An 11,760-nucleotide genomic window follows, 5' to 3' on the forward strand; every position below is an offset into this window, starting at 1 on the left:
GACGGTTTTCCCGCGGTAATTGCCGTCTTCTTTCCGCTGGCATAGTCTTCCGGCATGAACCCAGGCCCTACCGCCCAGGCAGCCGTCGCCGCGCCTGCGCCCTCCGGCGCGGAGACGCCGGACTACGTCCTTCGCCTCGAGCACGCCGCCAGCTACCTGCCGAAGGAACAACTGCCGCTGCTGCACCGCGCCTGGGAAGTGGGCGCGGCCGCGCATGCCGGGCAGACCCGCAAGTCCGGCGAGCCCTACATCACCCATCCGGTCGCGGTGGCCTGCATCCTCGCCGAGCTCGGCCTGGACGTGGAGGCGCTGATCGCCGCGATCCTGCACGACACGATCGAGGACACGCCGCTGACCCGCGACGAGCTGTCGGGGGAGTTCGGCGAGACCGTCGCAGAGCTGGTCGACGGCGTCACCAAGCTGGACAAGCTCAAGTTCCGCGATCGCCAGGAGGCGGCCGCCGAGAGCTTCCGCAAGATGCTGCTGGCGATGTCGCGCGACCTGCGCGTGATCATGATCAAGCTGGCCGACCGCCTGCACAACATGCGCACGCTCGGCGCGCAGAGCAACGAGGCGCGCGGCCGCATCGCGCGCGAGACGCTGGAGATCTACGCGCCGATCGCGCAGCGCCTGGGCATGAGCCTGGTCAAGTCGGAGCTGCAGAACCTCGGCTTCAAGGCGCTGTACCCGTGGCGCCACGCGATCCTGGAGAAGCACATCCGCAGCCAGCCGGTGGTGCGCCGCGAGGCGATGGCGCAGGTGGAGGTGCAACTGTCGCAACGCCTGGCCAAGGAAGGGCTCGAGCACCGCCTGGTCAGCCGGATCAAGACGCCCTGGAGCATCTACAACAAGATGCGCGAGGAGAACAAATCCTTCGACCAGGTGATGGACGTGTTCGGCTTCCGGCTGGTGGTGCGCTCGGTGGCCGACTGCTACCACGCGCTCGGCGCGGTGCACGCCACCTTCAAGCCGCTGGACGGGCGCTTCCGCGACTTCATCGCGATCCCCAAGGCCAACGGCTACCAGTCGCTGCACACGGTGCTGTTCGGGCCGTACGGCTCGCCGATCGAGGTGCAGATCCGCACCGAGGAGATGGACCTGATCGCCGAGCGGGGCGTGGCCGCGCACTGGACCTACAAGCTCGGCGCGGATTCGCCCAACAGCGCGCAGAGCCGCGCGCACGCCTGGATCGTGGAGCTGATCGAGAGCCAGCGCGCGGCGGGCTCGTCGCTGGAGTTCCTCGACAACGTCAAGGTCGACCTGTTCCCGGACGAGGTCTACCTGTTCACGCCCAAGGGCAAGATCCTGGCGCTGCCGCGCAACTCCACCGCGCTCGACTTCGCTTACGCGGTGCATACCGACGTCGGCAACAAGGCGGTGGCCTCGCGCGTGGACAAGAAGCTGATGCCGCTGCGCACCAAGCTGGCCAGCGGCCAGACCGTGGAGATCATCACCGCGCGCTCGGCCACGCCCAAGCCGCAATGGCTGGAGTTCGTGGTCAGCTCCAAGGCGCGCACCGCGATCCGCCACCAGCTCAAGCAGCTCGAGCACGAGGACGCGGTGCAGCTCGGCCACCGCATGCTCGACCGCGCGCTGGAAGCGATGGATTCCTCGCTGGAGCGGCTGCCGAAGGGGCGGCTCGACGCGTTCCTGGCCGAGCACCGCTATCCGCGCCTGGAGGCGCTGCTGGCGGACATCGCGCTCGGCAACTGGATGCCGACCCAGGCGGCGCAGGCGCTGATGGCGTATGCCGAGCTGCGCGGCGGCGCGCATTCCAAGCATTCGCAGGAGAAGATCCTGATCGACGGCAGCGAGCGCGGCGTGATCAGCTTCGCCAACTGCTGCCAGCCGATCCCGGGCGACGAGATCATGGGCTACCACACCGCCGGCAAGGGCATCGTGGTGCACCGGCTGGACTGTCCGAACCTGGCCGAGCTGCGCAAGTCGCCGGAGCGCTGGGTGCCGATCGACTGGGATTCCAACGTCGGCGGCGACTACGACACCGCGCTGATCGTGGAAGTGGAGAACCGCACCGGCGTGCTGGCGCAGCTGGCCGCGGCGATCGCGCAGAGCGAGTCCAACATCGAGCGGGTGGACTACCTGGACCGCGATTTCAACGCGGCGGTGCTGCGCTTCAACATCCAGGTGCGCGACCGCCGCCACCTGGCCGAGATCATGCGCCGGCTGCGGCGGTTGCACGTGGTGCAGAGCGTGCGGCGGCAATAGGGATGCCTCGGGGCCAAGGCTCGGAAGAGCGGCAAGCCTGCCTCGGCTCGAGTAGTGTTCATGGAGGGACTTCGGTCCCCAAAGATCGCCAGTAAAACCCTGCCGGGATTGAAGTCTCTCCTGCAAAAAAGCAAAAACGCTGCAGAGAGAGCATCGGGTCGCTCGAAGGTCGAACCGGGCAAGGACGCCGGGCACGCATGGAGGAACCGGGCTGGGACCTTTTTTTGCATGTACCTGGACGTGGCCAGCGGCCGCCGGACCTGGGCCGAGCGGCACCGGCTGCACAACGACCTGGCCTTGTTCAATCCGGCGCCGATCACCTGAGCGGCGCACGGCGGGCGGACGTGATCTCGCGGCGCGCGGGCCGATACAATGCGCGTTCGTTTTCAGCGTCCACGGAGCCGCCATGTCCCGCCAGATCATCCACACCGACCAGGCCCCCGCCGCGATCGGCCCGTACTCGCAGGCCGTGCGCGCCGGCAACACGGTGTATTTCTCGGGCCAGATCCCGCTGGACCCGGCCACCGGCGAGATCGTGCCCGGTGACATCGGCGCGCAGGCGCGCCGCGCGTTCGACAACCTCAAGGCGGTGGCCGAGGCCGCCGGCGGGTCGCTCGACAGGATCGTCCGCCTGGGCCTGTACCTGACCGACCTGGGCCAGTTCGCCGCGGTCAACGCGGTGATGCAGGAATACTTCCAGGCACCGTTCCCGGCGCGTTCGACGATCGAAGTGTCCGCCCTGCCGAAGGGCGCGGGCTTCGAGGTCGACGCGGTGATGGTGCTCGACTGACCGGTGCCGCGCGCGCGCGCGCCCTCGCCGAACCTGGTTGCAGCCGGCGACGCGGCACTGACGGTGCTGCCCGGCGTCGGCGCCAAGGTCGCCGAGAAACTCGCCGCGCGCGGCATCGCCACCTTGCAGGACCTCTGGCTGCACCTGCCGCTGCGCTACGAGGACCGCACCCGCATCACCCCGATCGCGCAACTGCAGGCGGGCGTGCCCGCGCAGGTGGAAGGCCGGGTGGAGGCGGTCGAACGCGGCTTCCGCTACCGGCCGATGCTGCGGGTGGCGCTCACCGACGATTCGCGTTCGACGCTGGTGCTGCGCTTCTTCCACTTCCGCGCTGCCCAGGTCGCGCAGTTCGCGCCCGGTGCGCGGGTGCGCGCATTCGGCACGCCCAAGCCCGGCCAGTACGGCTGGGAGATCGTGCATCCCTCCTACCGCGTGCTCGGCGCCGATGAGCAGCCCGGCCTCGGCGATACGCTCGACCCGGTGTACCCGGCGATCGAGGGCGTAGGCCCGGCCAGCCTGCGCAAGCTGATCGGCATGGCCCTGGAACGCCTGCCCGACAGCGCGTCGCTCGAACTGCTGCCCCCGGACTGGCTGGCCCGGCAGCATCTGCCGTCGCTGCGCGACGCGGTGCTGACCATGCACAAGCCGCCGCTCGGCAGCGATACGGGCGCGCTGCTGGCCGGCAAGCACCCGGCGCAGCAGCGGCTGGCGATCGAGGAACTGCTCGCACACCAGCTCAGCCTGCGTCGCCAGCGCATCGCCCTGCAGCGCCACGCGGCATCCGCGCTCGATGGCCGCGGCGCGCTGGTGCGCGAGTTGCTGCGCACGCTGCCGTTCCGGCTGACCGGCGCGCAGCAGCGCGTGTTCGAGCAGATCCGGGCCGATCTGGCGCGGCCTTTGCCGATGCTGCGGCTGGTGCAGGGCGACGTCGGCAGCGGCAAGACCGTGGTCGCCGCGCTGGCGGCGTTGCTGGCGGTGGAGCAGGGCAAGCAGGTCGCGCTCGCCGCGCCGACCGAACTGCTGGCCGAGCAGCATCTCGCCAACCTGCGCACCTGGCTGGAACCGCTGGGCGTGCGGGTGGTCTGGCTGGCCGGCAAGGTCACCGGCAAGGCGCGCGCCGCGGTGCTCGCGCAGGTCGCCTCCGGCGAGGCGCAGGTCGTGGTCGGCACCCATGCGCTGATGCAGGAGGCGGTGGCGTTCGACGACCTGGCATTGGCGATCGTCGACGAGCAGCACCGCTTCGGCGTGCACCAGCGCCTGGCGCTGCGCGACAAGGGCGCGGCGACCGGTCGCGTGCCGCACCAGCTGGTCATGACCGCCACGCCGATCCCGCGCACGCTGGCGATGTCGGCCTACGCCGACCTGGACGTCTCGGCGATCGACGAGCTGCCGCCCGGCCGCACGCCGGTGCAGACCCTGGTGCTCAGCGCCGAGCGCCGCCCGGAACTGGTCGAGCGCATCCGCGCCGCATGCGCGGAAGGCCGGCAGGTCTATTGGGTCTGTACCCTGATCGAAGAGGCGGACGAGCCCGCGAAGACCGCGACGGGACCGGCCCGCGCGGGCGGCCGCCCCGCGAACGGCATCGAGGCGCAGGCCGCGCAGGCCACTTACGAAGCGCTCTCGGCGCAATTGCCCGGCCTGAAGGTCGGGCTCGTACACGGGCGCATGAAGGCGGCCGAGAAGCAGCAGGTGATGCAGGCGTTCAAGCAGGGCGAGATCGGCCTGCTGGTCGCCACCACCGTGATCGAGGTCGGCGTGGACGTGCCCAATGCCTCGCTGATGGTGATCGAGAACGCCGAGCGCCTCGGTCTGGCGCAATTGCACCAGCTGCGCGGCCGGGTCGGGCGCGGGGCCACCGCATCGAGCTGCGTGTTGCTCTACCAGGCGCCGCTGTCGGCCATGGCGCGGCAACGCCTGGAGACGATGCGCCAGACCAGCGACGGCTTCGTGATCGCGGAAAAGGACCTGGAGCTACGCGGCCCCGGCGAGCTGCTCGGCACCCGCCAGACCGGCTTGGCCAGCTTCCGCGTGGCCGATCTCGCGCGCGACGCGGCCTTGCTGCCGCGGGTGCAGCGGCTCGCCGAGGACCTGTTGCGCGACCGTCCCGACATCGCCGACCGCCTGGTCGCGCGCTGGATCGGCGGCGCGGTGCGCTATGCGGCGGCGTGAGGCCGCGATTGGCGATTGGCGATTCGCAAAAGCAGGTAGGCTATCCCCCGAACCACGAATCGCGAATCACATGACCGACAGAATTCCGTTGTTGATCGACACCGACCCGGGCGTGGACGACGCGCTGGCCCTGCTGATGGCCTTCAACGACCCGCGCCACGACGTCGTGGGCCTCACCATCGCCGCCGGCAATGTCGGCTTGCAGCACACCGTGCGCAATGCGCTGAAATTGTGCGAAGTGGCCGGGCGCAGCGACGTGCCGGTGTTCGCCGGCTGCCCCGATCCGCTGGTGCACCCGTCGGTGGACGCCGCCCACGTGCATGGCATCGATGGCTTCGGCGACGTCGGTTTCGAGCCGGCCGGGCGCCAGGCCGAGGCCGAGCACGCGGCGCTGGCGATCCTGCGCCTGTCGCATGAATACGCCGGCGACCTGCTGTTCGTCGCGCTGGGGCCGCTGACCAACGTCGCGCTGGCGCTGAAGCTCGACCCGACCTTGCCGCAGCGGATCAAGCGCTTCGTGGTAATGGGCGGGGCGATCACCGGCCACGGCAACATCACGCCGGCCGCGGAATTCAACATCGCCTTCGACCCGGAGGCGGCCCATATCGTGTTCGGCGCCTTCCCGCACCTGGAACTGGTCGACTGGGAGGCCACCATCGCCCACGGGCTGCTCCACAGCGACGTCGGGCCGTGGCTGGCCGCACCTTCGCCGCGGGCGCGCTTCTACGAGGAAATCTCGCGCAAGACCCGGCTCTGGTCGGAGGACAGCCGCGGCGAGTACTGGTACGCCGCCGACGCACTGGCGATGGCGTACGCACTGCAGCCGGAAGGCGCCACGCGGCTGGAGCCGCGCCCTGTCTCGATCGAGCTGGCCGGGCGCTTCACCCGCGGCATGACCGTCGTCGACTGGAACCGGCAGGAAGGAACCGCGGACAACGCCACGCTGCTGATCGGCTACGACCAGGCGCGCTTTCAGGCGCTGGTCAGGGACGCGCTGGCCGCCGGCTGACGGACGCCGGCCCTGCTTGCGGGGCAGGGCGGCCGTGCAGGCGGTCTTGCCCGCCCTGCAAAGGCCCGCTTGACTCCGGGGAGGGGCCTTTCCCGGACAATCCGGCGGCGGCTTGTGCCGGCCGGCCGGGCATGGCTATAATGCCGCTCTTGTCCAGCAGCCCTTAACGGTGCGAGCCCATGAAGGCCGACATCCATCCGAATTACCGCGACGTCGTCTTCCACGACGTGACTTCCGATTTCAAGTTCCTGACCCGTTCCACGATGGCCACCAAGGAAACCATCAAGTGGGAAGACGGCCAGGAATACCCGCTGATCAAGGTCGAAATCTCCTCGGCTTCGCACCCGTTCTACACGGGCAAGCACAAGGTGATCGACACCAGCGGCCGCATCGACAAGTTCCAGAAGCGCTACGCGCGCTGATCCGTCGACGCCAAGGGTTGCAAGCGACGGCCGCGCCCAGCGCGGCCGTCGTTTTTTCGTACCTGGCCACCCGCCCGGGCGGGAATGCAAGCCGTGCCGGAGCAACGGTGCGTCGCGGGCGCGCACCGGCCTCTACGACTTCCGTCCAAGCGACGGGAAAAATGTTGCTGTGCGATAATGGCGGAATCCAATGGGCCCCGTATGGAGCCCGCTGGACGTCCATCACGTACCTGCCCTCGCCAGGGCGGGTGCCTTCCACTGAGGAGCGCACACTGTGTCCGATCTTGATCAGGTCACGCTCAACGCCGGCGACAAGTCGGTCGTTCTGCCGGTTCTGAAGCCCACCCTGGGCAACGATTGCGTCGACATCTCCAAGCTGACCAAGGAAACCGGTCTCTTCACCTACGACTCGGGTTTCACCGCCACCGCCAGCTGCAAGTCGGCCATCACCTACATCGATGGCGACAATGGCGTCCTGCTGTACCGCGGTTACCCGATCGAGCAGTTGGCCCAGCATTCCAACTTCCTGGAAGTGGCCTACCTGCTGATGAACGGCGAGCTGCCGAACAAGGACGAGTTCGCCAAGTTCGAGCACGAAGTGACGCATCACACGATGATGCACGAGTCGCTGAAGGCGTTCCTCAAGGGCTTCCACTACGACGCCCACCCGATGGCCATGCTCGCCGCCTCGGTCGCCTCGCTCTCGGCGTTCTACCACGACAATCTCGACCTCGACGATCCGGAACAGCGCCGCCAGGCCGCGATCCGCCTGATCGCCAAGGTGCCGACGCTGGCCGCTGCCGCCTACCGTTACTCGATCGGCCAGCCGATCCGCTATCCGCGCAACAACCTCGAGTACGTCACGCGCTTCCTGCACATGATGTTCGAGGTGCCGAGCGAGCCGCTGGAACTGAACCCGGTCGTGGCCAAGGCCATGGACCTGCTGTTCATCCTGCACGCCGACCACGAGCAGAACGCCTCGACCTCGACGGTGCGCCTGGTCGGCTCGACCGGCGCCAACCCGTACGCGTCGGTCGCCGCCGGCATCACCGCGCTGTGGGGTCCCGCGCACGGCGGCGCCAACGAGGCGGTGCTGAAGATGCTGGAGGAGATCGGCGATGCCAAGAACGTCGATTCCGCCGTCGCCAAGGCCAAGGACAAGAACTCGTCCTTCCGCCTGATGGGCTTCGGCCACCGCGTCTACAAGAACTTCGACCCGCGCGCCAAGATCATCCGCGAGATGACCCACAAGGTGCTGGGCGAGCTGGGCGTCAACGACCCGCTGCTGGAAGTGGCGCTGAAGCTGGAAGAGGCCGCGCTGAAGGACGACTACTTCGTGCAGCGCAAGCTGTACCCGAACGTCGACTTCTACTCGGGCATCATCTACAAGGCGCTCAACATCCCGGTCGAGATGTTCACCGTGATGTTCGCGATCGCCCGTACCGCCGGCTGGGTCTCGCACTGGCTGGAGCAGCAGACCGACCCGGAAATGAAGATCGGCCGCCCGCGCCAGATCTACACCGGCTACGACAAGCGCGACTACACCGCCGCCAAGCGCTGACCGGCAGGTCCGCGTACCGGAAAACGCCCCGCGACGCGGGGCGTTTTCGTTCGCGGGCGCAGCGCTCCATCCTGGCGGCGTGCCGGCATGCCGCCGGGGTGGCGGTCCTGCAGCGCAACCGGCCGGATGCGTCGCTTCCAGGCTGTACCGCAAGCGCCCAAGCTCAGGGCATCGCCTGCTCGTAGCCGCGGATGTCCTCGTCCACCAGCATCTGCCGCAACTGCGGCGCGGAGGCGCGCTGCATGGGGCGTTCGTCCACCTGCGACAACGGCGCCTGGCGCAGCGCGATGCGGGGCAGGACGGCGATGTCGAAGGTCAGCTCCTCGGCGCTGAACAACCATACCGGCACGTCGGCGCTGCGTTCGTGGTCCAGGCGCAGGCGGCGCATGCGCGATTCGGCCGGGACGCCCTGTTCCTCCAGGAACCGCTGCACGGTTTCCGGGTCGTCGCTGTGCAGGTGCAGGTGCACCGGCGAATGGCCGTCGGCGGTACCGTCGAGGACCGGCCCGACCAGCCGCGGCGCGAAGGCGTCGAAGAAGTCCATGGCCCGCAGCGCGGCCTCGCGGCGCTGGCGCAATCCCCGGGCGTGCCCAGGGCCGGCGAACAGGCGCTGGTACTCGCGCAACGCCTCCTCGATCTCGCGATTCCGCGGCAGCGAGGCGTCGTCGAAGATGCCGAGCCGGTTGGCGGCCTTGAGCTTGGCCTGGTGGTAGTCGCGGATGCCGCCCTCGGCCATGAGCCGGGCGGCTTCGTGGGCGAGGCGATGGCGGCGTTCGCGGGTGCGGGTCTCGGCGTGCTTGCGTGCGTGATGCATGGCCGGCTGCCCTGTGTGGAACCTGGGCCGACTCTACCGCATGTGGGTTCAAAAGCCGTGATTCGGAGAAGAGAGGCCGGGACCGGGTTGGAGACCAGGGGGCGGTGCTCGGAAAAGCGACGAGCTGGCTGCGTATCGAAGGCTGTTGTGGAAGGGACTTCAGTCCCGACAGCTGGCCGGTAAAGCCCCGTCGGGACTGAAGTCCCTCCTGCAAAAAGCAAGGGAATCCGCGAAAAGCATCGGATCGCTTGGCGGCCGGACCCAGGCAAAGAGGCTTTCCCGAATCCCGGATCCCGGCCGACCGTCAGAAAATATCGAACGCCTTCTCGTCCGCCTGCTGGTCCTGCAAGCCGTAGTCGTAGTCCTGCAGGCGATCCAGGTCCTCGTTCTTCACCCACTCGACGGCGCCGTTGATCGTGGTCTGGGTCATGCCGTCGGGCGGGTTGTTGGCGGCGATGGGCTGGTCCTTGAGCGCCACCCGCATGTAGTCGATCCAGATCGGCAACGCGGCCTTGCCGCCGTACTCGCGGTATCCCAGCGACTGGAAGTCGTCGCGACCGACCCAGACGGTGGTCACGAACGGCCCGCCGAAGCCCGAGAACCAGGCGTCGCGATGGTCGTTGGTGGAGCCGGTCTTGCCGCCCACGTCCTCGCGGCCGAGCACCTTGGCCGCGGTGCCAGTGCCGCGCTGGACCACGTCGCGCATCATCGAGACCAGCTGGTAGGCGGTGCGCTCGTCGATGGCGCGCGGGGCGATCTTCGCGTCGGCCGGCGGGGCGGGTGCAGGCTCGGCCTCGGCGGCCGGCTTCTGCGCATCCTTGGCGGGCGGCGGCGCGGGCGCGCCGAAGTTGAAACCGTCCACCACCTGGCTCACCGGCGCGACCTTGTCGCCCTGCAGGGCGCAGCTGCGGCAGGCGACGGCCGGGTTCTCCTTGAAGAGGACGTTGCCGTCGCGGTCCTTGACCTCGTCGATGACCCAGGTGTCCACGCGCGAGCCGCCATTGGCGAACACCGCATAGCCGCGCGCCACCGACAGCGGGGTCAGCGAAGCGGTGCCCAGCGACATCGACAGGTTCGGCGGCAGTTCGGCTTCGTCGAAGCCGAACTGGTGGATGTACTTGCGCGCGAAATCCACGCCGATCGCGTCCAGCAGCCGCACCGACACCAGGTTGCGCGACTGCACCAGTGCCTCGCGCAGCCGCATCGGGCCCCTGAAGCCGCCGCCGTCGTTCTGCGGCGACCAGGTCTTGCCGCGGCGGTCGCGGAACACGACCGGGGCATCGAGCACGATCGAGGCGGGATTGAAGCCCTTTTCGAACGCGGCCGCGTACACGAACGGCTTGAAGCTCGAGCCCGGCTGGCGGCGCGCCTGGGTGGCGCGGTTGAACTTGTTGCCGGCGAAGCTGAAGCCGCCGACCATCGCCTTGAGCGCGCCGTTGTTGGCGTCCAGCGAGACCAGCGCGGCCTGGCCGCGCGGCAACTGGTCGATGATCCATTCGCCTTCCTTCGCGCCCGCCCGGATCCGGGTCAGGTCGCCGCGCTTGAGCAGGCTGGCCGGGGTCTTGTTGGTCCAGCGGCTGGCGGAGGCGGGCAGGGTGAGTTCGGACTTGTCGTGGCGGACCACCGTGACGCCGCCGTCGGGATGGGTGCGGGCCACCACGACCGGGATCAGGCCCGACTGGGTGAAGATCCCGCTCAGGTGCGAGGCCAGCGCCGCCGCATCGGCATCGGCGGGCACGTCGAAGTGTTGCTCGACGCCGTGCCAGCCATGGCGGTGGTCGTACAGCAGCAACCCGTCGCGGACCGCGGCATCGGCGGCGGCCTGCATGGTCGCGTCGATGGTGGTGGTGACGTGGTAGCCCTTGTTGAGCACGTCGCCGCCATAGCGCGCGATCATCTCCTGGCGCACCATCTCGGCGACATAGGGCGCGTAGACCTGCACCGGCGGTTCGTGCGGGGTGGCGTGCATCGGCACCGCCTTGGCGGCGTCGGCCTCGGCCTGCGTGATGAAGCCCAGGTCGGCCATGCGCTGCAGCACGTAGTAGTCGCGGCGCTCGCGGGCGCGCTCGGGGTTGCTGATCGGGTTGCCGCTGGACGGGAACTTGGGGATGCCCGCCAGCGAGGCCATCTCGTCCAGGCTCAGTTCGTTCAGCTTCTTGCCGTAGTAGTACTCGGCCGCGGCGGCCACGCCGTAGGCGCGGTTGCCGAAGAAGCTCTTGTTGAGGTACAGCTCGAAGATCTCGTCCTTGGTCAGTTCCGACTCGATCTTGCGCGCCAGCAGGATCTCGGCCAGCTTGCGGGTGTAGCTGTACTCGGAACTGAGGAAGAACTGGCGGGCCACCTGCTGGGTGATGGTCGAACCGCCGGGTACGCGCTTGGCATCGGTGGTGGCCAGCAGCCAGACCGCGCGGGCGATGCCCTTGTAGTCCACGCCGCCGTGCTCGTAGAAGCGGGCGTCCTCGGTGGCGAGGAAGGCCTGCTTCAGGCGCTCCGGCACGTCCTCGATCCGGATCGGGTAGCGCCGGGTCTCGCCGTAGACCGCCATCAGCCGGCCGTCGCTGGCGTAGACGTACATCGGTTCCTGCAGCTCGACCTGCTTGAGGGACTGCACGTCCGGCAACTTGGACGAGATGGCGTAGTAGACGCCGCCGGCGGCCAGGCCACCCAGCAGTGCGAGCACGACGAACGCGGCCAAGATCCAGCCCAGCCAACGACGGACACGGGGCATCGAGACAGATTCCGATTGCAGATTTCGTGGTCGCAGAGTAT

At 68.8% G+C, this 11,760-nt stretch carries 8 protein-coding genes; 6 read left to right on the forward strand and 2 right to left on the reverse strand.

Annotated features, from left to right (window positions below; genetic code table 11):
* Window positions 1-54 precede the first annotated feature (54 nt).
* The 6 genes from M3M27_RS04920 to M3M27_RS04945 all read left to right on the forward strand — a co-directional run bounded on the left by M3M27_RS04920 (window position 55) and on the right by M3M27_RS04945 (window position 8,177).
* Window positions 55-2,226 carry a RelA/SpoT family protein gene (locus M3M27_RS04920; protein WP_140719510.1) on the forward strand — a complete coding sequence of 724 codons (2,172 nt, stop codon included), beginning with the start codon at window positions 55-57 and terminating at the stop codon, window positions 2,224-2,226.
* 406 nt (window positions 2,227-2,632) lie between these two features.
* On the forward strand, window positions 2,633-3,016 hold the full coding sequence (locus M3M27_RS04925) for a RidA family protein (protein WP_140719493.1): 384 nt from the start codon (window positions 2,633-2,635) through the stop codon (window positions 3,014-3,016).
* A gap of 3 nt (window positions 3,017-3,019) precedes the next feature.
* On the forward strand, window positions 3,020-5,185 hold the full coding sequence (recG, locus tag M3M27_RS04930; protein ID WP_434027343.1) for an ATP-dependent DNA helicase RecG: 2,166 nt from the start codon (window positions 3,020-3,022) through the stop codon (window positions 5,183-5,185).
* A gap of 70 nt (window positions 5,186-5,255) precedes the next feature.
* A complete protein-coding gene (locus tag M3M27_RS04935; protein ID WP_434027344.1) occupies window positions 5,256-6,194 on the forward strand; it encodes a nucleoside hydrolase in 939 nt (312 codons plus the stop codon).
* A 179-nt stretch (window positions 6,195-6,373) separates the two neighbouring features.
* Window positions 6,374-6,616, forward strand: a complete 243-nt coding sequence (locus tag M3M27_RS04940; RefSeq protein ID WP_140719486.1) for a type B 50S ribosomal protein L31 — start codon at window positions 6,374-6,376, stop codon at window positions 6,614-6,616.
* Between the two features lie 274 nt (window positions 6,617-6,890).
* The gene (locus M3M27_RS04945) at window positions 6,891-8,177 is read left to right on the forward strand and encodes a citrate synthase (RefSeq protein ID WP_434027345.1); all 1,287 of its coding nucleotides are present in this window, start codon (window positions 6,891-6,893) and stop codon (window positions 8,175-8,177) included.
* A 163-nt stretch (window positions 8,178-8,340) separates the two neighbouring features.
* Here the strand turns inward: M3M27_RS04945 and M3M27_RS04950 are convergent, their stop codons facing one another.
* Both M3M27_RS04950 and M3M27_RS04955 read right to left on the reverse strand, forming a co-directional pair.
* Window positions 8,341-8,991 carry a hypothetical protein gene (locus tag M3M27_RS04950; protein WP_140719482.1) on the reverse strand — a complete coding sequence of 217 codons (651 nt, stop codon included), beginning with the start codon at window positions 8,989-8,991 and terminating at the stop codon, window positions 8,341-8,343.
* A gap of 304 nt (window positions 8,992-9,295) precedes the next feature.
* Window positions 9,296-11,719 (reverse strand): penicillin-binding protein 1A, encoded by a 2,424-nt coding sequence (locus M3M27_RS04955; RefSeq protein WP_140719479.1) that lies wholly within the window; start codon window positions 11,717-11,719, stop codon window positions 9,296-9,298.
* Between the last annotated feature and the right edge of the window lie 41 nt (window positions 11,720-11,760).

The organism is Xanthomonas boreopolis, assembly GCF_046529185.1.
Classification (GTDB): domain Bacteria; phylum Pseudomonadota; class Gammaproteobacteria; order Xanthomonadales; family Xanthomonadaceae; genus Pseudomonas_S; species Pseudomonas_S boreopolis.

Coding starts and splice junctions, on each gene's coding strand:
- M3M27_RS04920 (WP_140719510.1), top strand. CDS start 55: ATGAACCCAGGCCCTACCGCCCAGGCAGCCGTCGCCGCGCCTGCGCCC.
- M3M27_RS04925 (WP_140719493.1), top strand. CDS start 2,633: ATGTCCCGCCAGATCATCCACACCGACCAGGCCCCCGCCGCGATCGGC.
- M3M27_RS04935 (WP_434027344.1), top strand. CDS start 5,256: ATGACCGACAGAATTCCGTTGTTGATCGACACCGACCCGGGCGTGGAC.
- M3M27_RS04940 (WP_140719486.1), top strand. CDS start 6,374: ATGAAGGCCGACATCCATCCGAATTACCGCGACGTCGTCTTCCACGAC.
- M3M27_RS04950 (WP_140719482.1), bottom strand. CDS start 8,991: ATGCATCACGCACGCAAGCACGCCGAGACCCGCACCCGCGAACGCCGC.
- M3M27_RS04955 (WP_140719479.1), bottom strand. CDS start 11,719: ATGCCCCGTGTCCGTCGTTGGCTGGGCTGGATCTTGGCCGCGTTCGTC.